Raw genomic sequence first — 20,972 nt, 5'->3', positions numbered from 1 at the left:
AAAAAGGTTAAATTATGAACTATATTAATAAAATTTTATTATTCGCATTCCTTACAGTAGGTGCCTTTTTAAGTGCTCAAACAGGTCCGCCGGCTCCTCCGGGTGGTGGTGGTGGTGGTGTTGGGCCGGGTGCTCCGGCGTCGCCAATTGATGCATATATTTATGTATTGGGCATTGTAGCAGTTTTATTTATTGCTTATTATTCAAAGAGAGCAAGTAAAAAACTCGCTTAGTACTGGATTAAAACAAAAAAAAGAACTCACCGTAACTCGGTGGGTTTTTTTATATTTACAATATGAAAAAAATCGTTCTATTTACAAGTTTATTGATGTGCATCTCCTATAGCGCACAATTTAAAATCAGCATTGAAGCACCGGCGTCATTTGCACCAAAGGAGGTTTACCTCTATACCTTAAATGGTTCTAAAGATGTCCTGAATACAAGAGAAATAAAAAAAGGAAATTCCTGGCAACTACAGGTAAAGCAACCATATACCGGAATGATGAAACTTTATTTTCCGGAAAATAATGCTACCATCAATTTTATTTCCGAGAACAAAGATGTAAAGCTGATATTCGCTACGCAAAACAATAAAATTACCAACGTAGAATATCTGGATGAAGCGAATTACACCATGAACCAAATTCAGGATATACAGCAGAAGAAAGAAATAATTTTGCCGGCGCTTTACCAGATTAAAGAATATTACAAAACCGACGCAGGTTTCGGTACCGCGCTTACTCAGGAAATTGAGCGGCTATCTACAAATGCGACCGACGCTACAAAATTTCCGTTCATCAACTTCTACAACACCAATTACAGAAAATACATTGAAAAGAAAGCAGGTGCAAACGCGGTCACTCATGAGGAAATCATTGATTTTATAAACAAATCAACCGACATGCTGGAAACGTCTTCACTGCTGCGTCCCATTTTGGTTTCATACTTAAACATCGGACCAAGCACAAACATCATTGCCGATGTGGACAGACTTTTAGCTGCTGTAAATACCGAAACGCCACGTGGGCAAACAGTAATGTCGGAACTGATTGAAATTTTCGACACCTATGGAATGGCCGATTTGAAAAATAAATACCTCACCGAAGCTACCAACTTAAAATGTACAATTAACGACCGTTTAGCTCAAACAATTTCCACCAACAAAAATACGGAAATTGGTGCGCTTTTCCCGAATTACACCTTTAAAAATGCCAGCAACACGACCGCGAAAACGCTTCACGATATTAAGGCTGATAAAAAAGTTGTGGTTTTCTGGGCTTCAACATGTTCGCACTGCGAAGCGGAACTTCCTGCGCTTATTGAAAAATACAATGCTATTAAAGGTCAGAAAGGTGAAATAATTGCTTTGTCTTTAGACAATGACAAAAGCGCCTACGAAAGCAAGGTGAAAATGCTTCCGTGGATTAATGATACAGAGTTGAAAGGTTGGAACAGTTCTTATTCTGATACCTATAACATCCACGCGACACCAACGTATTTCATACTGGACGTAAACAACAAAATTATTGCTAAACCGGACCACGCTGCCGACGTAATTTCTTATCTAAAGTTAAAGTAATTATTTGCTACCTCACAAAATATTTTTATATTTGCACCACCAAAACGGCGAGGTAGCTCAGTTGGTTAGAGCGCAGGATTCATAACCCTGAGGTCACGGGTTCAATTCCCGTCTTCGCTACAAAAAAACCCGGCAAAAGCTGGGTTTTTTCGGTTTTAGCAATTCCCGATTTTTTGCACTTTTAGCGGCAAAATATTTAAAGATTTCCTTTCTCATTTTAGCTTGATTTTCACCTGACAAATATCACTCTGCAAAAAATATAAAAAAGCTACTTACCAATGTGGTAATGTTGTAAATTTGCACTACATTTACAATGCTAAAGGAGAAATCCTTAGAGAGTAAATAAATTTTTTTTCATCATTTGTGTTTTTAGAATCGCTTCGTAAGTTGCGATTCTTTTTATTTCACATTTTCGTCATAGCGCAGCAACAGATCGATGAAATAAGAATACGTAATGCTGCCGTCCTGCTGGTTGCTTTTCAGGAAAAGATCATTGGTGAAACCGAAAAAAATATCGAGCAATCCGGCATGTTTTTCAACAAATAATTTTTCCGCATTTCGGTCGCGTTTCATTCCTTCCGAATAATTATCAATCACATTTTTTACAAATTCCGGATTTTCTTCTACCAATGAATTCAAAATTGATTTCAAAACAAAATAGTCTGTGCTGTATTTTAAATCTGGGTTTTTCGAATTTCTTCCAATTAAATAACCTACGAAATTTGCTTCCTGTTCGCGCGCAAAACCAAGCTGATGCGCGCTTTCATGCGCTAAAGTGAACGGCAAATACGTGTCCGGTAAATCAGCATTATATTGTGCTTCGGCGGTAAACGGATTATAATAACCCAAAATCCCGCTATAACTTATGACGTTATGGAACAGCGACTTTTTAAACGCATGAATTTCCGTTGCAGATTTTCGGCTCAAAAAGGCCGGAATTTTTTTCTGTTGTGCTAAAACTTCAGTTTCCACTTTCTGGAAATCATTAATTCTGAAAACACCGTGCTCATCTTCACTTACAAATTTCCGCGATTTTTTGCATTTTTCCAGATATTTTAAAGTCAGAAATTTTACCTCATTTAACCCGATATTTTTTTCCGGTAGCTTTTCTAAAAGTGGTTTTTGAAAATAAAGCATTCCCCAGAAAATCTGGTAAATGAAATATAGCACATTTAGAAACATTAAAAATTTTAGCAGGTAAACTGGCCTTTTTTTTCGGTTTAAAATTTTAATGAAAATAAATGCGAAATAAATAATCAGCAAAATGTATAAAACATCACCGACCGAAAACGGAACTGCCGAAAATATCTTTTGATGAAATGCTTTTTGAAATTCAAAAAAATGCTCGAATAACGCCGAAAAAAACGAAATTTTCGAGAATATAAAAAACAAAACAAATTGGGCAAGTAATAAACCTGCCCAAAATCTTTTTCTGCGATATAATTTTTTAAAATTAATGAGCATTTGCTTTTTCCACGCTGTCTAATTCAATTCCCTGCTTTTTCAGAATTTTGGTCACCTGAACGGCGTAGAAAGCCAGATAAGCGAAACACGCGACGCCAACGATGTAGCTGAAATGAATGTTCACCGCATCTGCAAGCGATCCCTGTATCCACGAAACAATTCCGCCGCCCATAATCATCATAATTAAATATCCCGAACCCTGATTTGTGTGCTTACCGAGACCATTAATCGCCAGCGCGAAAATGCACGGCCAAAGTGTGGAACAGAACAAACCAACGCTTGTAAAGGCGTAAACGGACGTCATTCCGGTGGTCATCATTCCGATTACCAAAGCTAAAATTCCCATGCCGGAGAAAATAAGCAGCATCCGCGCGGGATTTCCTTTACTCGCAATATCTGCCGCAATCATCACCAAAATAATCAGTCCGTACACATAAAAATGAGAGAGATCGTGCTGCGCGATGGCGTTTACCAAAAGGAAAACTCCGAAAGCCAAATAAGGTGCTAAAAAGCGCAAAATTTTCTTCGTTCCGGAGGTCACATCAAAAGCTTCTACAGCGCCGGTCCAACGCCCGATCATCAATGAAGCCCAATACAGTGAAACGTAGGGCGCAATATCTTTGGTGGAAAATCCGAGCGAATTTTCCATATAAGCCGGCAAATTACTCGCCGTAGAAACTTCGACGCCCACGTAAACAAAAATCGCGATCATTCCTAAAACCAACTGCGGATATTTCAGCGCAGAATCTCGGTGTTCGCCCGGAATCACGTCTTCTGTATCTTCTTTTATGGTTGGAGTAATTTGTGGTAAAGAGGAAAATTTAAGTAAAATTGCCACCAAAATAAAAGCAACACCTAAAACCAAATACGGAATTTTCACCGATTCAATGCTCGCTTCGGTATTTCCGGCGGTTACAGAACCGAAAATCGCAAAGGAAACAATCAGCGGTCCGATGGTCGTTCCGAAATTATTAATTCCGCCAGCCATTGTCAAACGTTGCGAGCCGGTTTCCGAAGGTCCAATTTCAATCGCGAGTGGATTTGCAACAATCTGCTGTAGCGAAAATCCAAGTCCTACGATAAAAAGTCCGGAAATCATCAATGGAAATGAACCGAGATTTGCGGCAGGATAAAATAGCAAAGTTCCGGAAGCGGAAATCAGCAAACCTAAAATTAAGCCATTTTTGTAGCCAATTTTATTCACCAAATCCTGCTTCATCGCGCGCGACACAAACATATAAATAAGAGAACCTACGGTATATGCGACGTAAAAAGCAACCGAAACCAGCTGACTTTGACTTTGGGTAAGATCAAAAGCTTTTTTGAAAACCGGAATTAAAATATCGTTACTGGCTGCAACGAAACCCCAAAAGAAAAAGACCGTAACCAACGGCACGAACTGTCCCCAATTGGTTTTCTTAGAATAATTTGTCGACATATAAAGTTATTTTTTGAAAACAAATATAGCCGTTTTATTCCATTATTGGTGGTTTACCAACACATTTTTGATTTGGTTAAAAGCCTCGCTTTTCAGCTCGGAAACACTTTCTTCTGGTTCGATAACATCGGTGAAATAAACTTTCACTTTTCCCGGAAAACCACGAGACGCATCGAAAGGAAACATTTCCTTTAAACCCACAAAAGTAAAAACTGCCAGCGGCGACTGATGTTTTGAAGCCAAGGTGAAAGCGCCGTCTTTAAAAGTGTCGAGAATTATAGAAGTATCTTCAGCCACGCCACCTTCCGGAAAAATCACGATGCTGTCGCCTTCTTCCATTCTTTCCGCGCAGCGGCGGTAAACGTCGGCGCGGCTTTTTGGCGAACTGCGGTCCACCATCACGCAGATTCTTTTGTAAACCAACCCAAAAACCGGGATTTTTTCGATTTCTTTTTTACCGACATAACACAGCGGATGATTTGGCATTAAAATGCACGGCAACATCACATCCATTATCGAAGTGTGGTTGGAAATGAAAACATATTGCCGATTTTTATCGATTTTTTTTTCTGTGAGCTTTATCAACTCATACCGAAATCCCATTCCGTAAAACATACCGAAACACCAGAGCCGGATGAATTTATAAGCAATGGGGTAATGTTCTTTTTTTACGGAGAAAGCCAAAACGGGAATCGCCAATAAAAAGGTGAGCACCGCACCTAATAATATCATCCATCCGCGCCAGAGATAATTAAAAAATTTCGTCATAAAATGGCATTTTTTCTGGTTTTGTCTAAAACCTTATCCGTTGAAAATGATTTTCTTTTTTACGGAATAATTTAAAATCGAAACAAGCAGGATCGCAGAAATTTTACTTAAAATCTCACGGCTGAATACGAAAACACCGACATCAAGATGATCGCTGAAGATAAAGCTGAAGAAAATCTGGAAAAAAATTAAGCTTAAAATGGTGGAAAAAACCGAGATCGTCATAAAATAAACAAATTCCCGCCTTTTAGAATGTTTGCCTCTTTCAAATACAAACCAGATGCTCAGGAAATAATTGGTGATGATGCCGCAGCTGGTAGAAAAAATGTTGCTTAAAGGGAAATGAATGCCGTGGAAATTTCTTTCATTTTCAAAAAAAACCGGCAAATAAAGGGTAAAAATCTTAAAAAATCCAATTTCTACAAAAGCGCTCAGCGCTCCTGCGATACCAAAAAAAACAATCTGTTTTTGCTTAAAAAGAAGTTGCTTCATAACTCAACTTGCAAATTTAAAATTATATGTTAAACAATCAGAAAAAGATGTTAAATTATTTTTTCGTCTTTCTATTTTGTTTACTTTTATTTTGCCAAATAAGAAAATACGATTATAAAGTTTTCATTTTTAAGCAGTTAATGAAGATTGAATTTCGCAGATTTTTAATTTTCAGTTGAAAATATTTTCGCACAAAACCTAATAAATCACGCTATGAGAACCAAGTCACCGCCCCGAAAGTTCAAGCCGTTTCAAAAGAAAATTGAAGCATTGGAAAAAGAAAGTCCACGTTTCAAAAGAGTCTTTACAGAATATGAAACCATGTCGGAAGAATTATGGAATCTGGAGCACACCGATGTCACCAGTATTCCCGATGATTTTCTGGATGCCATAAAACTTCAGACCGAATATTTGAAAGAAGAAATAGATGATTGGCTTTTACAGGACAACAACGTGCAGTAAGAAGCAATTTTCAAAAATTTGCTGTTTGTTCAGCTAAAAAAGTTCCCGCCAGAAGCTTTATCTTTGCAAAAATCTTCGCGGCAGCTTATGAACATCAATCTCACGCAAAACAGAAATTTAAAACTCTTTAAATTAATCTCCGAAGTCGCCCAGAAAAACGGACAAACCGTTTTTATCGTCGGCGGTTACGTGCGCGATTTGCTTTTACACCGTTCGGCGCCCACCGATATCGATTTTGTGACAGAAGGAAACGGAATGACTTTGGCAAAAGCCGTTGCCCACGAAATTGAACCTACACCCAAAGTTTCCCTTTTTAAAAATTACGGTACCGCGATGTTCAAACATAAAGGTTTGGATCTGGAGTTTGTTGGTGCCAGAAAAGAAAGTTACGCTGAACATTCCCGAAATCCTTCGGTAGAAAACGGCACCTTGGAAGATGACCAGAAACGCCGCGATTTTACAATTAATGCTTTGGCGATCTCTTTAAATCCGGAAAATTTTGGTGAACTGATCGATCCTTTTGATGGTTTAAAAGATCTTCAGCACAAGATTTTGCGCACGCCGTTGGAACCAAGTCAAACTTATTCCGATGATCCGCTGCGGATGATGCGCGCAATTCGGTTTGCATCCACTCTGAAATTTAAAATTGAAGAAAATTCGCTGAACGCGATTTCCAAAGAAGCTGCGAGAATCAAAATCGTTTCGATGGAACGCATTATGGTGGAATTCAACAAAATCATGCTTTCCGAAAAACCTTCGCTCGGTTTGAAATTATTGGAAAAAACAGGCATTTTGCCGTTAATAATTCCAGAACTCACTGCACTTCGCGGAATTGAAGAAGTTGAAGGTCAAACGCACAAAGATAACTTCTGGCACACGCTGGAAGTGGTAGATAATATTTCGCAAAACACCGATAATCTCTGGCTTCGTTGGGCAGCTTTGTTGCACGACATCGGAAAAGCGCCCACAAAAAAATTTCTGGAAGGCAGCGGCTGGACTTTTCATGGCCACGAATTTTTAGGCTCTAAAATGGTGAAAAATCTTTTTCACCGCCTGAAATTACCGCTCGGGAGCGATATGAAATACGTACAAAAATTGGTGAAACTTTCTTCGCGTCCGATTGCTTTAATTGATGACGACACTTCAGATGCGGCGCTGCGCCGACTTTTATTCGACGCCGGTGACGATCTCGAAGATTTATTTACGCTGTGTAAAGCGGACATTACCACAAAAAACGCATCGAAACAGGCAAAATTTAAGCGGAATTTCGAAGAAGTTGCCGTAAAAATAAAAGAAGTTGAAGAAAAAGACCAGGTCCGGAATTTTCAGCCACCGATTTCCGGCGAAGAAATTATGGAACTTTTCAACCTTAAGCCCGGACGAGAAATCGGGATTTTAAAAGAAAAAGTGAAAGAAGCGATTTTGGAAGGCGAAATCGCAAACGATAAAACTGAGGCACGAAACTTTGTAATTAAAGAAGCTGAAATTTTGGGCCTTATTTTGGCAAATAATTGAAAAATATAAAAAACCCTCTCAAAATTTTGAAAGGGTTTTTTCTTTAAGTTTTTAAAACTGATAATTTACGCCGAGCGAGTAATTTCGCGGTTTCGTTGTAAAGCCGATAACGTCCACATACGATGTGTTGAAAAGATTTCCGATGTTCAGATAACTTTCAATCTTTGGTGAAATTTTCTGGTTGATGTTTAAATTGAACAAATTATAACCTTTCAAATCCACATTTTCCACCGTAAAAGTTTCGGAATTGTAATAGGAATCCGTCCGTTTTGAAACAAACTGGTGAATGAAATTAATTCTGGTGCTTTTAAACGGCAAAATTTCCAGAAACGAATTTACGCGCTGTTTCGGCTGACGAAGCATGGTTTCGCGCTTCTCTTTTTCTACAAAACTGAAATTTCCACCGAAATTCAGCATTTCATTCAACTTGTACGTGAAACCAATATCAAAACCTTTCACTGTGTTTTCACCCACATTTTTAAATTTTCCGGCGTATGTTTGAAAATCTGTGATTTCGTACGCAAAAGCATCTTCTTCGGCACGGTAAAACACACTCGCGTTGAAAACAATGCTGCGGTCTTTTTTACCCAAACTTAAATCGAGTTCGTGCGAAGAATTGGTCTCCGGTTTCAAATCGAAATTCGGCAAAACATACGGCAATGAACCATAATTTTGGTATAAAGTCGGCGCAATGAAGGCCGTCGCAAAGGAATATCCAAATTTGAAATACACCGTTTCAAGCTCCTTTAAAATAAATGGATTCACGCTGTAAACCACGTGATTTCCAAACTTAGAATTGTTGGTCAGTCTTGCTCCGCCATCCAAATTCAAAATATTATATTTAAAATTAAAGTTCGCAAAAGCATCGAAAGTTTGCAGTTTGGTGTCCTCGATTTTCAAATCTTCCTGCATCGCCGTTCCGCCCCAAGGCAGCGATTTTGCGCCCATTTTTTGATTTTCGTACTGAACACCGGCGGTAAAACCGATATTTTCATTAAACTCATAATGGTTGAATAATTCGGTGAAAAAGTCTCTGCCGGAATAGGAAAACTGATCCTGATACTCACTATTCACAAAACTTTGACCAATTCGTTCGTTACCGGAAAATCTGGTATTTAAAGAAATTTCGCCCTTTTTGTACCGAAAATTTGCGTTTCCACCAATGTAACTTTGCTGGTCATCCGAACGGTAATCTCCGTCGGTAAAAGCGCCGCCGTCGTATTGGAAAAGATGATGATTCCATCCGCCGCTAATGTTGACGTCGAAATATTCAGCAGCGTAGCCAAAATTGGCGTTTACGTTTTGCTTTTCAAAACCGTCTTTTTCAAAATTCTCGCCTTTCGCGGAAGAAAGTCCTTCGGACTTTTCGTTAAAACCGGAAATTTGGTAATTATAGCGGCTGATTTTTCCTTTTACTAAAGCGTTCTGCGCAAATGTTTTAAATGAACTGGCGCGCGCGCCAACAATTCCTTCGATGTTTTTGGTTGCAAATTTTTTGGTTTTAATGTTGATCACCGAAACCGTAGCGTTGCTGCCGTACAAAACAGACGAGGCGCCGTTTAAAATCTCGATGCTTTCTACATTCTCTACGGACATCAAACGTAAATCAGAAACATTGTAATCGTTTCCGGTGACGTCTTTCATCGGAATTCCATCAATTAAAATGAGAACATTCGCACTTTTTCCGCCACGGATTTTCATAGCTTTCGGTTCCTGGCTGTTGTTTTGGTTTCCGACAATCTGGAAACCTGCAACTTGGTTTAAGACTTCCGAAAGGTTTTGTCCGCGGTGTTTTTCCAGATCTTTTTCCGTGACCAATTGCACGTTTTTTCCGGTTTTGTAAAGTTGCTGTTTGGTTTTGGAAGCGATGGTCACTTCCTCGATTTGAAATTCCTGTTGGGCAAAAATGTCTGAACTTACGACAAGCATTGCTCCAACAAAAAATAATCTTTTTTTCATAAAAAAATAATTTTTGGTTAAAGTGTACTTATCGGAAAAATGTAGGTAAAATAGCCGAAAAAAAATTTCCAGCAATTCACGACTCTTCCTCCGAAAGCGTTTAATAATGGTACTTTCAGCAAGGTCTCCTGACTTTCACTTTGCTTCACCTTCCCGTTTCCAGTGGTTTTTTTTGAAGCAATTTTTTAGCGTGATTTACAGTTGCGGGGACAGTCCGTGAGTTTCACACGATTCCCTTTTCTAAAAGCATGGCAAAGATAGCGGAAATATCCGGCTAAAAGCAGATATTTTTGCGGTTTATCATGGTGAATTTAAAACGAAAAATTTGCCGCTTTTCAGGCATTTTTTTTCAGTTTAGCTAGTTGAAACTTTGTCTTTTAGATAATGGTAAATTTCGATTTGGGAACGGATCGGAACATCTCCATCTTGCACATAAAAATTCCTAAGTTTTTTATCGAGAATTCTGGCTTTTACATTATCATTCAGCTGAATGTCAAGCTGTTCCTTGATTTCCTTTTTTAAATTTTTCTGCGTGATTTTTGCCGCCGCTTCAATGCGGTGATCCAGATTTCGCGTCATCCAGTCGGCGGAGGAAATGTAAATGTCTTCCTGACCTTTATTGTAAAAATACATGATGCGCGAATGTTCCAGATACTCATCAACGATGCTGATCGCGGAAATTTTTTGCTTAAAATCTTTCTGGTTGATGGCGCAGTAAATGCCGCGCACGATCATTTTCACCGTCACGCCGGCTTTCGCGGCTTCATAAATTTTGGTGATGAGCGCGCGGTCGCTGCAGGAATTTACTTTAATGATAATCAAAGCTTTTTTACCTGCTTTAGCTTCATCAATTTCTTTATCAATGTGCTGGATGATTTTTTCACGCATAAAATCCGGGCAAACGAGCAGGTTTTTACAGGATTTCAGTGCCGGCAAAATGTCGTGTTTCGGTTTTTTCAAAACGCTGAAAACTTTGTTTATGTCTGCCATAATCGCACGGTCAGAAGTCATCAGCAAATGGTCGCCGTAAATTTTAGCCGTTTTTTCATTGAAATTTCCCGTACTGACAAAACCGTACTGCAAGGTTTTATTGTGTACTCTTTTTTTGATGACACACAGTTTCGCGTGCACTTTTTTGTTTGGAATTCCAACCAGAACTTTTGCGCCTTCCTGCTCCAGAATTTCTTTCCACCCCAGATTATTTTCTTCGTCGAAACGCGCGCGGAGTTCCAGCATCACTGTCACTTCTTTGCCGTTGCGTACGGCGTTTATCAAAGCATTGATAATTTTTGAATTGCTCGCCAGTCGGTACGCAGTAATTTGAATTGATTTTACCTCCGGATCCATCGCAGCTTCGCGTAACAAATCAATGACAGGCGTGAATTTATGATACGGAAAGGAAAGCAAGATATCGGTTTTTTGAATGACATCGGTGATTCGCTTTCCGACGAAATCAGCATGATCGAAGGAAGTTCTTTCAATGGGTTTTTGATGCGTCTCAAAAACATCTGGAAACTCCATGAAATGCCGAAAATTATGAATCTTTCCACCCGGAATAATGCTGTCTTTTTTGCTTAAATTCAGCTTTCGGATCAGAAATTCAAGCAAAGCCTTATCCATTTCTTTGTCGAAAACGAAACGCGTCGGTTTTCCTTTTCGCCGCGATTTTATGCCTTTTTCAATTTTTTCCGCAAGCGTCGTACGGATGTCGTTATCTAAATCAAACTCCGCATCTTTTGTAACTTTGAAGCAATGTGCCACAAATTCTTTATATCCAAAATAGGAGAAAATATGCGGTAAATTATGAATGATGACATCTTCGAGCAAAATCACATTTTTTTCACCGTCGTTTTCGCTTGGAAGCAAAACGAAACGTCCTAAAGTGCGCGACGGAATTTCGATAATCGCGAATTGACTTTCGTACTGTAAATCTTTTTTCCGCATTGCTACGCCCAAATACAGCGATTTATCGCGCAAATACGGCATCGCAGTATTTTCGTGAAGCAAAATCGGGATGACGTTGCTTTCAACAAACTCGTCAAAATAATCAACCACAAATTTTTGCTGCTTTACGGTCAGATTTTTTGCAGTTTTAATGTAAACATTCTGTTCCGCCATTTCCACCTGAATTTTTGTCCAGGTTTTATCGAAATTCTGCTGTTGTCGGATTACGATATCGGTAATGTTCTGCAAGATTTTGGTTGGCGGCTGGTAAAAAGATTCGGTGATGAATTTTTCTTTAAAATCCATGGCGCGCTTTAAACCGGCAACGCGAACTCGGAAAAATTCGTCCAGATTATTCGAAAAAATTCCCATAAACCGAATACGCAAATGCAGCGGAACGTGAGGATCCATGGCTTCCTGGAGCACACGTTCGTTAAAGGCGAGCCACGTAATATCACGCGGATTGAAAAGATTGGACATTCTACTTTTTTACTTCCTCAAAAATAGAGATTTAAGATGGGTATAATGGTCGATTTTTGGTGAAGATCAGCAAAATTATCGCGTTTTTAGTAAAATTTAACGTAAAAACTTTGCTATATTTGAGGAACTACAACTGCAATAAATGAAATTTTTACTGGAAGACGATTTATTAAAACAGACAAAAGCTGAATTTAAGAAATATTATAAAGGTGATATTATTTTTAGCGAAGGGGAGTGCTCACAATTTTTTCATTATTTGAAAGAAGGTGAACTTTCGGTTTCTAACTTGACCGAAAAGGGCAAGGAACTGTTGCAACACAAAGTAAAAGAAGGCCATTTTTTTGCAGAACCGGCGGTGCTTCTCGGCGTTGGTTTTCCCGGAAATGTGGAAGTCTGCACCGACAAAGCCGAAATCATTAAGATTCCGCGCGACAATTTGATTAAATATTTAAAGGAAAATCCGGAAATTCTGTTTGAATTCACGCTTTCTGTGGCGAATAAATCCATTAAAAAAAGCCAGCTTTTAAAGCAAATTGTCCTCTGCAATCCTGAAGACCGCATTACGCTTCAGCTGCAGGATTTCAAAAGAGAAATGGGAAAGCCGGATGAAAAAGTTTTGATTCAGCTTACGCGGAAAGATTTGGCGCACATGACCGGTCTCCGCATTGAAACCGTTATCCGCACCATAAAAAAAATGGAAAAGGAAGAGAAACTCGAAATTGTAAACGGTAAAATAATTTATTAAAAAGGCTGATGGAAATCATACCGAAAATCATCTGAATCTTAGTGTTAATCAGTTTTTTGCTTTTATTTTTGTAATATGAAGAATATTGTTTTTTGGCTCCGGTTTTCAGTTCTTAACTTTTTTATTGTTGCCATATTGGGCGTTATTATGCGTTATAAAATCGCATATTCGCTGCCGATCGTTGACCAGAAATTCATGCAGGAAGCGCATTCGCATTTTGCTTTTTACGGCTGGATTACCCAAATTATCTACGTTCTTATCATCCGCTATCTGTACGGAATTTTACCTGCTGAAACGCTAAAAAAATACAACATTCTGTTAATTATCAATGCGGTGGCAGCATATGTAATGATTCCGAGTTTTATTTACAACGGTTATTTCTCGGTTTCAATTGCAGCTTCTACTGCGGCGTTGCTCACTAGTTTTGCATTCTTTTTCTTTTTACTTCGCGATTTGCGCGGCATGCGAGATATCGTAAAACCGTGGTTTTTAGCCGGGCTATTTTTTGCCGTGATTTCGTCAGCAGGCGTTTTCAACTTAAGCTACATGATGGCGACCGAAAATATGAACCAAACGCTGTATCTGGCGTCCACCTATTATTATCTTCATTTCCAGTATAACGGATTTTTCATTTTCTGCTGCATCGGTTTTCTGCTGCTTTCGCTGAAAAATATCGGCGCGGTAATCACCGAAAAAGACAATAACCTCATTTTTTGGCTGATGTTTATCGGCTGCGTAATCGGTTACGGACTTTCAGTTTTATGGATGAAAATTCCGCTTTGGATTCTGATTGTGATTTTGCTTGGAACGATTGCACAAACCGTTTCTGCCTTCAAACTCTATCAAGTTGTGAAAGAAAATTGGGGAAAAGTAGTGCAGAGTTTTTCCGCCTTGCAAAGATTTGTTTTGATGTATGTCGGCTTCGCTTTTTTCATGAAAATTTTGCTGCAGCTCGGCTCAAATGTTCCGGTCCTCAGCCAGTTTGCTTTTGGCTTTAGAAACGTGGTGATTGCTTATCTTCACCTGATTCTTTTGATGTGTGTTTCGATTTTCCTTTTAAATCAGATTTTAGCCACCAATGTTTTCAAAATGACAAAACCGGTCACCACCGGCTTAAAATTGCTGCTGTTAGGAATTTTCCTCAATGAAGCTGTCTTAGGTTTAATGGGCCTTTTCTCCACACAATATATTGCGGTTCCGTACGCCGCGGAAATTCTTTTAGCAGTTTCATTATTGATGATGTTTTCACTGTTTTATATCTGGTTCAGCCTGAAACCGAAAACGGTATAAAAAACACTTCCCAAAAAATTGGGAAGTGTAAACAAAACATTAAATCTAAATCAAAAAAAACAGTCTTTATTGCGGTAAAATTACGTTGTCTACTACGTGCACCATTCCGTTCGATGCAGGTACTGAAGCAATGATGTGCGCTGTACCATTTACAGTTGGTTTGCCATCCACCATTTTAATGGTGATTGATTTTCCATCCACCATACCGAGGTTTTGGCCATCCGTAAACTGATCAGCTTTAATAACGCCAACGTAAGTGTGATGGCTTAAAATATCGTTAAGTTTATCCTTATTTTCAGCTTTTAGAAGATCATCGACAGTTCCTGCTGGTAGTTTATCGAAAGCTTCGTTAGTTGGTGCGAAAACCGTAAAAGGTCCGGCGTTGCTTAATGAAGTCGCAAGACCTGCCGCCTGAACTCCTGTAACTAAAGTAGAAAGGTCTTTATTGCTGACTGCAAGTTTTACGATGTCGGGCGCACTCTCATCGTCCTGAACAGCTTCCTGCCCTCCAACTGCCACATTTTCTGTGCTGGTGGTTTCAGTTGTCGCTGCTTCTTCGCTTTTCGCGCAGGAAGAGAAAGCAAGCGCGAGAACAGCAAGCATCATGATTGATTTTTTCATAGTCTTTATTTTATTTGTTAGTTTGTCGGAAGAATTCAGGTTTTTAGTCCTTTTAACAATATAAATTTAAGTCTATAAAAAATGGAAAAGTATGATTGCAATCACATCGTAACAGGTTAATCAGCTGAGTTTTATCACCTTTAACCGGGATATATTTTCCTTGCTTTAAAGGTCTCTTTTGTTAAATTTCAGAAGCGACCACAAAAACGGAACGAACGTCCACAAGGTTAAAATGATCATTGAAATAACGAGGCCGCCACCGGAACCGAAAACCTGTTTGAAAATCGCACCTGCCTGACCCAACATCGCGGCAACATCCAGCTGCAAAAGCACAAAAATTCTGGACAAACCAATCGGGTTTATTGCTGCTAAAGTGGCCATAATTCCTTCAATCGGATAATCGCCAAGCTGGAACATCAGCACGAGTAAAATTCCGTCGTAAATAATGGCGAAAAACATCCAGATAAAAATGGAAACACCGATTCCTTTCGCGCGGTCGCGGCTGGAAATCGCTGCAAGCATTGCTAATGAGGTAAAAATTATCGACAGAAAAACTCCGGTAATTATCAGTGACGCACCGGTCTCTATTGATGAATATAGCAAAATAGGAATTCCGCAACCGAGCAGAAAAGCTAAAATTAATGCCGTAGAAAGGCCTAAAAAAAGATTAAACCAAACTTTCGCGCGCGGCACTGGCTGACTCAGCAAAAGTTCAATAAACTGCGAGCTGTTGTATACGTAAATCGTGGAAAAAATTATGCTTACAAGCGGAACAACGAGCAAAACCACGTTCAGCAAACTTAAAGTTGCTTTGGTGTAATTGCTTTCAAGTCCCAAAACCGACCAGGAAATGATGAAAAGCAAAACCGTGTAAAGAATTACGATTTTGTTTTTTAAAATATCAAATAAAATAAAGCGTGCTATTTTGTTCATTTTTTCATCGCTTTTAAAATGGAAATAATGCCGTCGGAAATTTTTGCGGTATTGGTTTGCGTTTTCAGTTCTTCCACGGATTGATGCACGAGAAGTTTTCCTTCGTTCATGAAAACGATTTCGGTAATCATATCATCGAGTTCGCTTAAAAGATGCGAAGTGATAATGATGAGTTTCCCTTTATTTTTTTCCTTGAGGATTTTATTTTTCAGAATTTCTGTAGCCAGCGGATCGAGGCCGGCAGTCGGTTCATCGAGAATGATGACTTTCGGATTAAACAGAAACGCGAGCACGGCGCTTACTTTTTGGGTAGTTCCACCCGACAGCGTGCGCATTTTTTTCTTATAAATGCTTTTCAGATCGAAGGCTTCCAGAAGTTCCGTGTCCAGTTCTTCCTCAGAATTTTTCCGGGTTTCTTTGATCATTTTTATGGTTTCTTCAATGGTCATATTTTCCGGATAACGACCAATCTGCGGCATATAACCAATGATTTCGCGGTAGCGGTAATCTTCTTTTACGCTTTTTCCGTCAACCAAAACATCGCCAGTTTCCACGACATTTAAACCTAAAATACATTTAATGATGGTGGTTTTTCCGCAGCCGTTCGGACCGATCAGCGCAATGGAATGTCCATTTTCAAATTTTAAATTCACATCATCCAGCGCGGTGAACTTGTTAAATTTCTTGGTTAAATTTTTTATTTCAATCATATCATTCAGATGCTCACATCATCATTTTAAAAAAATTGGCATTTAAAGCCCTAAATTTTTACAGGTTTTAATACAGGATTTTCATCCACAAAACTTTCCGGTGTAAGTGTTGGAAGTATTTTTTCCATTTTATCTAAAGTATCCACGAGAAAACTCCGGAAAAGCAACATAATAGACGGATTTTGTTCCACCAAAACCGAATATAAACTCAGCGGATGAAAAGGCACATCACCAATTTTGTCTTTATTCAGATCATAACCTTCGTACTTGTCCCAGAAATTAAAGCGGAAATCGTTCATCACCACGGAACCACTCGTGCTTACATCAAAAGTATTGTTGATGAAATTGTTTCGGAAGACGCGGTTTTCCATGCAGTTGGCGTTGATTTTCAGCGCCCAGCCGTTGTCTTCAAACTGGTTGTTGTAAAAGTCGATTTTGGTGGCGCCGTCGGCAAGAATTCCCGTGGTATTGTTCTGGAAAACATTTCCTCGGATTTTGCTGTAAGAAATTTCCTTCAGCAAAAGTCCGTACACGCTGTCGCCCCAGTTATTGATGAATTTGTTGTGGTACATGCTGACATTCATCGCGTACATTACGGCTACGCCAGCGCCGTTGTTATCGAAAACATTCGCGGTATACACGCTGTCATTTGAAAACATAAAATGCAGACCGTATCGCAGATTATCACGAGAAAGATTGTGGTAAACGTAACATTTTACATTTTTTTCGAGGTAAATACCATCTTTATGTCCGCTGATGTAATTATTTTTCACCCAAATTTCGCGGCTGCCGAGCAGGTGAATTCCGTCGCCTACATTTTCCTGAGAAGTGCCGCGCGCCGTGGTGATTTTATTTTTATTGATTAAAATCCGGTAACCGCGCTGAACATAAATGCCGAAATAATTATTTTCGAAAATATTATTTTCGATGACCGAATTGCTGCTGGTATAAATATGAACCGCGGCGATACTCTGAATTTCATCGCGGCCGCTGTTGATGAGTTTAAAACCTTTCAGCACGATATTATCTGCACGGAAAGTGATGATTTCTCCTTTGAAATTTCCGTCTAAAACCGGGCGGTCGATGCCCAATAATACGATCGGTTTTTCCAGATTGATGGTGCCTTCGCGGTAAATTCCTTTTTGAACGACAACCGTATCGCCGCTTTTTGCGGCGGCGATAGCTTGTTTTATGGTTTTAAATTCCTCGTTTTTGCCCACCTTGAAAACTGCGGAAAAAGCAAAAAACGGAAAGAGAAAAAATAACGGTAAAAAGGATGTTTTTTTCATTTTCATCTTAACTGCAGACGAATCCTTCAGTTTTGATATTATGGATTTGTAAGTGTGGCGCCGAGTTCTGAAGCTGCTTTTTCTGCTGCAGTTTTGTCGGAATACGCCTGTGTATTTCCACCCATTGGGCTTTTAATTTGGCCGCCTTTAATAAAAGTGGCCGTGCTGCTTTCTACAAATTTTCCGCTTGGGAAATCGGCCACGTAAACGGTGGCGTTTCCGGTATTTTCTGAATTGGTGACTTCGTAATCGCGCAGACAAGCAATGTCATCAAATTTATAAATTCTGCCCTTTTCGGTTAACAATTGCGTGGCGTATTTCGGTTCGGTGATTGTCATCTTGCAGTTGTCGCACTGGTCTGTACCAACGGCGATTTCCGCAGGACCTTTTTCCGCGCAAGCGGCTAATGAAATAATTCCGGCAAGGAAGAGGCTTTTTTTGAATAAGTTCATGTCTTTAGATTTTTAAAAAATTGTGGCTTTTAACGGCAAAATTTAGGCGGCTTTTTTAGCTGAGCGAAATTCTACAAATGCTAAGATAATCAAAATAATTCCGGTGCCGATCATGATGCCGCCACCAATATTCGGGTAAGACCATACTTCGAAATTAAGTAGCTGTTTATAGCCCAACAATGGCGGTTGGTAAGACATTCCGGGAACGATAATTGCAGCGTTCGGATTCAGGTTGTGGCCGTAATCGTAGAGCCAGCGCCAGAAATCGATGACGAAACCGATACCGAAAAGCAGAAAAATGGCCGTTACAGCATACAAAATTTTTCGGCTGTTGAGGAAAGCGGCTAGCAAACACAATGCGGCAAAAAATGCCAACGCATAGGGTAAAATTTTAAATTCCCAAAATTCATCAGCGTGAATTTCTTTCATGCCAATGTAGTGGTTCAAACCATTGATGATTTGATATTCACCACTCACTTTATTGGAGTGGATGAACATCGCAAGTCCTTCGGGGTATTGTGGCGCGTTCAGATAAATTGACCAAATGGGCACAAAAATCGCGACTGCCAAAGCAATTCCTAAGATGATGAGCGTGACTTTTGTCCATTGATGAAGAGGAAGTGTTTTCATTTTTTTTTCCTGTTAAAAAGGCATTTTTTCTATGATTTCCTAAGTAAAGGTCGGGACTTTTTCTGAGCAAAATGAGGGAAAAATCCATTAACTGAGACAAATCATAAAAACAAAAAAAAGGCAGTTAAACTGCCCTTTTTTTAAAATTGTTATTTTGTTTCAGCTGCTTTCACAGGGCTTTGCGCGTTGTCCTTTTTGTTATTTAAGGAGAAGATCAGCGGCGTGTTGCTGCCTGCCGGAGAGACTCTTACGTAGCCCGACATTTCCTGGTGTAAAGCGGAGCAGAAGTCGGTACAGTACATTGGGTACATTCCCGGTTTCAGCGGAACCCATTTCAGTGTGCAGGTTTCACCCGGCATAATGAGGAGTTCGGCGTTTTGCGCACCTTTGATTGCAAAACCGTGAGGTACATCCCAATCCTGTTCGAGGTTAGTAACGTGGAAGTACACTTCATCACCGACTTTTACACCTTCAATATTATCTGGTGAGAAATGTGAGCGGATAGAAGTCATGTACACATGTACTTTATTTCCTTCCCGAACGACCTTACTTTCACCTTCTCCTTTGGTTACATAAGGGTGCTTATTTTCTTCGAGTTTGAAGAATTTAACCTGGTTTTTGGTAAATAATTCTGCGGGACCGGCTTGCGCGTAGTGTGGCTCGCCAATTGTCGGGAAATCCAGCAGCAGTTTCATTTTATCACCCGTAATGTCGAAGAGCTGGGCAGACTGCGCCAATTCCGGGCCGGTTGGTAAATAACGGTCTTTGGTGATTTTGTTGTAAGCAACCAAATATTTCCCGTAAGGTTTTTTGCTGTCGCCGCCCACTACCATCAAGTGACCTGTAGAGTAGAATGTTGGCTGTCTGTCTAAAACTTTCAAGGTTTTAATGTCCCATTTCACGATTTCCGAAGATACAAACATGGACGTGTAGGCGTTTCCTTTGCCGTCAAATTCGGTATGCAAGGGTCCTAAACCTGGTTTTTGAACTTCGCCATGTAAAACATCTTCATATTTTAGAATTGGAATTCCATCAAATTCACCTGCAAATTTTTTGTCTTTAATAGCTTTCATTAATTTATCAAAGCTAAAAACCGGGATTAAAGCTGCCAATTTTCCGGAACCGATAATGTATTCACCAGTTGGATCGATATCGCAACCATGTGGAGATTTCGGACATGGAATTAAATACGCGATGTCTTTCAGTTCTTTAGCAGAAAGTACAGAAACTTCTTTTAGAATCTCTGATTTCGCCATGTGTGTAGTTTCGTCATACGTGTTATGCGCGTATTCTACGGCCATTTTTTTGGCTTTTCCGGCTTTCAGATATTCTTCAGCTTTTTTCCAGTTCACCGCCATGATGAAATCTTTCTCATTTTGAGAGGCATTTACTTCAAGAAGTGTATTTGCCTGTTCTGAGTTGTAGCAAGAGAAAAAGAACCAACCGTGAGATTTCCCTTTTCCGGCGTGTGAAAGGTCAAAGTTGAAGCCCGGTGCTTCAATCTGGAAAGTAATATCCATTTTTCCATCTTCCTTATCGATTCCGATGAAAGAAAGATATCCTTTGAAGTTTTCTTTGAAAGATTCAATCGGCACATCGCCGTTACCATCTGCTGGCACTGCGAAACGTGTTCCTGCAACTACATATTCCGTATTTTCTGTTAAGAAAGGTGAGGAGTGATTTCCGGCAGAGTTTGGAATCTCCAGAATTTCAGTAGTTTTAAAGGATTTCAGGTCGATTTTGGCAACACGCGGTGTGTTGTTTGCGTTGGCAAACAAGTAGCGTCCATCAATTTCACCATTGGTTTGTGACAGTGAAAGGTGATGTTGGTCGTCCCACGGCACGAAACCATGTGAAGTTTCCAGCATTGGTTTTGTTTCTTCGCTGAAACCATAACCGTTTTCCGGGTGAACCGAGAAAACAGGAACTATTTTCAGCGTTCTGCCACTGGGCAGTCCTACTACACTGATCTGGCCATTGAAACCACCGCTGACAAAGTTGTAAACCTCATCATGCTGCCCTGGTGCAACGTAAACTTTTTCAGCAGCATCACCGGAGACCACATTTTTGGTGCCCTTGGGTTTACATGCGACGATACTAACCGCAGCAAAGGCTGCAATTGCAATTTTCTTGTAAGTTTTCATATATGGATTAATTATTCTTTCAGAAGAGAAAGGAACAGGAAAGATGAATGGTAAAGA

General features: G+C 39.6%; 19 protein-coding genes, 1 tRNA gene and 1 riboswitch. Of the genes, 7 read left to right on the top strand and 13 right to left on the bottom strand.

Annotation, left to right across the window (positions count from 1 at the left end; translation table 11 throughout):
- The first annotated feature begins 14 nt into the window (after nucleotides 1–14).
- From OA84_RS01215 to OA84_RS01205, 3 genes are all read left to right on the top strand, one after another.
- The gene (locus tag OA84_RS01215; protein ID WP_052252058.1) at nucleotides 15–233 is read left to right on the top strand and encodes a hypothetical protein; all 219 of its coding nucleotides are present in this window, start codon (nucleotides 15–17) and stop codon (nucleotides 231–233) included.
- 62 nt (nucleotides 234–295) lie between these two features.
- Nucleotides 296–1,579, top strand: a complete 1,284-nt coding sequence (locus OA84_RS01210; RefSeq protein ID WP_039341200.1) for a peroxiredoxin family protein — start codon at nucleotides 296–298, stop codon at nucleotides 1,577–1,579.
- Nucleotides 1,580–1,625: 46 nt separating this feature from the next.
- Nucleotides 1,626–1,699: transfer RNA gene (locus OA84_RS01205), tRNA-Met, on the top strand.
- Nucleotides 1,700–1,978: 279 nt separating this feature from the next.
- Here OA84_RS01205 and OA84_RS01200 read toward each other — a convergent pair.
- From OA84_RS01200 to OA84_RS01185, 4 genes are all read right to left on the bottom strand, one after another.
- Nucleotides 1,979–2,971, bottom strand: coding sequence for a DUF3810 domain-containing protein (locus OA84_RS01200; RefSeq protein WP_233701808.1), 993 nt, complete (start codon nucleotides 2,969–2,971; stop codon nucleotides 1,979–1,981).
- A gap of 61 nt (nucleotides 2,972–3,032) precedes the next feature.
- Nucleotides 3,033–4,481 carry an MFS transporter gene (locus OA84_RS01195; RefSeq protein ID WP_039341198.1) on the bottom strand — a complete coding sequence of 483 codons (1,449 nt, stop codon included), beginning with the start codon at nucleotides 4,479–4,481 and terminating at the stop codon, nucleotides 3,033–3,035.
- Nucleotides 4,482–4,523: 42 nt separating this feature from the next.
- Nucleotides 4,524–5,249 (bottom strand): lysophospholipid acyltransferase family protein, encoded by a 726-nt coding sequence (locus OA84_RS01190; RefSeq protein ID WP_039341193.1) that lies wholly within the window; start codon nucleotides 5,247–5,249, stop codon nucleotides 4,524–4,526.
- A 33-nt stretch (nucleotides 5,250–5,282) separates the two neighbouring features.
- Complete coding sequence (locus OA84_RS01185; RefSeq protein ID WP_039341190.1) at nucleotides 5,283–5,741, bottom strand: GtrA family protein; 459 nt, start codon at nucleotides 5,739–5,741, stop codon at nucleotides 5,283–5,285.
- Between the two features lie 213 nt (nucleotides 5,742–5,954).
- Between OA84_RS01185 and OA84_RS01180 the strand changes: the two genes are divergently transcribed.
- The gene (locus OA84_RS01180; protein ID WP_039341186.1) at nucleotides 5,955–6,203 is read left to right on the top strand and encodes a hypothetical protein; all 249 of its coding nucleotides are present in this window, start codon (nucleotides 5,955–5,957) and stop codon (nucleotides 6,201–6,203) included.
- Nucleotides 6,204–6,290: 87 nt separating this feature from the next.
- Entirely contained in the window at nucleotides 6,291–7,718 is a 1,428-nt protein-coding gene (locus tag OA84_RS01175) for a CCA tRNA nucleotidyltransferase (RefSeq protein ID WP_039342591.1), read from the top strand.
- Nucleotides 7,719–7,769: 51 nt separating this feature from the next.
- Here OA84_RS01175 and OA84_RS01170 read toward each other — a convergent pair whose 3' ends face one another.
- Both OA84_RS01170 and ppk1 read right to left on the bottom strand, forming a co-directional pair.
- Nucleotides 7,770–9,677 (bottom strand): TonB-dependent receptor plug domain-containing protein, encoded by a 1,908-nt coding sequence (locus OA84_RS01170; RefSeq protein WP_039341183.1) that lies wholly within the window; start codon nucleotides 9,675–9,677, stop codon nucleotides 7,770–7,772.
- Nucleotides 9,678–9,778: 101 nt separating this feature from the next.
- A riboswitch (cobalamin riboswitch) is annotated at nucleotides 9,779–9,970 on the bottom strand.
- Nucleotides 9,971–10,031: 61 nt separating this feature from the next.
- A complete protein-coding gene (gene ppk1 / locus OA84_RS01165) occupies nucleotides 10,032–12,101 on the bottom strand; it encodes a polyphosphate kinase 1 (RefSeq protein WP_039341180.1) in 2,070 nt (689 codons plus the stop codon).
- A gap of 142 nt (nucleotides 12,102–12,243) precedes the next feature.
- On the opposite strand from ppk1, the gene OA84_RS01160 reads away from it, so the two are divergent.
- Nucleotides 12,244–12,846, top strand: a complete 603-nt coding sequence (locus OA84_RS01160) for a Crp/Fnr family transcriptional regulator (protein ID WP_052252057.1) — start codon at nucleotides 12,244–12,246, stop codon at nucleotides 12,844–12,846.
- A 75-nt stretch (nucleotides 12,847–12,921) separates the two neighbouring features.
- Nucleotides 12,922–14,136: a hypothetical protein gene (locus OA84_RS01155; RefSeq protein ID WP_039341178.1), complete on the top strand. Its 1,215-nt coding sequence runs from the start codon at nucleotides 12,922–12,924 to the stop codon at nucleotides 14,134–14,136.
- Between the two features lie 66 nt (nucleotides 14,137–14,202).
- On the opposite strand, the gene OA84_RS01150 is transcribed toward OA84_RS01155, so the two are convergent.
- From OA84_RS01150 to nosZ, 7 genes are all read right to left on the bottom strand, one after another.
- Nucleotides 14,203–14,757, bottom strand: coding sequence for a fasciclin domain-containing protein (locus tag OA84_RS01150; protein WP_039341175.1), 555 nt, complete (start codon nucleotides 14,755–14,757; stop codon nucleotides 14,203–14,205).
- Nucleotides 14,758–14,922: 165 nt separating this feature from the next.
- Complete coding sequence (locus tag OA84_RS01145) at nucleotides 14,923–15,690, bottom strand: ABC transporter permease subunit (RefSeq protein WP_039341173.1); 768 nt, start codon at nucleotides 15,688–15,690, stop codon at nucleotides 14,923–14,925.
- On the bottom strand, nucleotides 15,687–16,400 hold the full coding sequence (locus OA84_RS01140; protein ID WP_039341171.1) for an ABC transporter ATP-binding protein: 714 nt from the start codon (nucleotides 16,398–16,400) through the stop codon (nucleotides 15,687–15,689). The genes OA84_RS01145 and OA84_RS01140 overlap by 4 nt, the downstream gene beginning before the upstream one ends.
- 50 nt (nucleotides 16,401–16,450) lie before the next feature.
- Nucleotides 16,451–17,689: a nitrous oxide reductase family maturation protein NosD gene (gene nosD / locus OA84_RS01135; protein ID WP_316930470.1), complete on the bottom strand. Its 1,239-nt coding sequence runs from the start codon at nucleotides 17,687–17,689 to the stop codon at nucleotides 16,451–16,453.
- A gap of 38 nt (nucleotides 17,690–17,727) precedes the next feature.
- Nucleotides 17,728–18,141, bottom strand: a complete 414-nt coding sequence (locus OA84_RS01130) for a nitrous oxide reductase accessory protein NosL (protein WP_039341165.1) — start codon at nucleotides 18,139–18,141, stop codon at nucleotides 17,728–17,730.
- Between the two features lie 42 nt (nucleotides 18,142–18,183).
- Complete coding sequence (locus OA84_RS01125) at nucleotides 18,184–18,771, bottom strand: hypothetical protein (RefSeq protein WP_039341164.1); 588 nt, start codon at nucleotides 18,769–18,771, stop codon at nucleotides 18,184–18,186.
- 149 nt (nucleotides 18,772–18,920) lie between these two features.
- Nucleotides 18,921–20,915 carry a Sec-dependent nitrous-oxide reductase gene (gene nosZ / locus OA84_RS01120; RefSeq protein WP_039341161.1) on the bottom strand — a complete coding sequence of 665 codons (1,995 nt, stop codon included), beginning with the start codon at nucleotides 20,913–20,915 and terminating at the stop codon, nucleotides 18,921–18,923.
- Nucleotides 20,916–20,972: the final 57 nt, after the last annotated feature.

The sequence above is a fragment of the Kaistella solincola genome (genome assembly GCF_000812875.1).
Classification (GTDB): domain Bacteria; phylum Bacteroidota; class Bacteroidia; order Flavobacteriales; family Weeksellaceae; genus Kaistella; species Kaistella solincola.
Note: the sequence above shows the minus strand (reverse complement) of the source record. Positions and strands in the feature narration are given on the sequence as shown.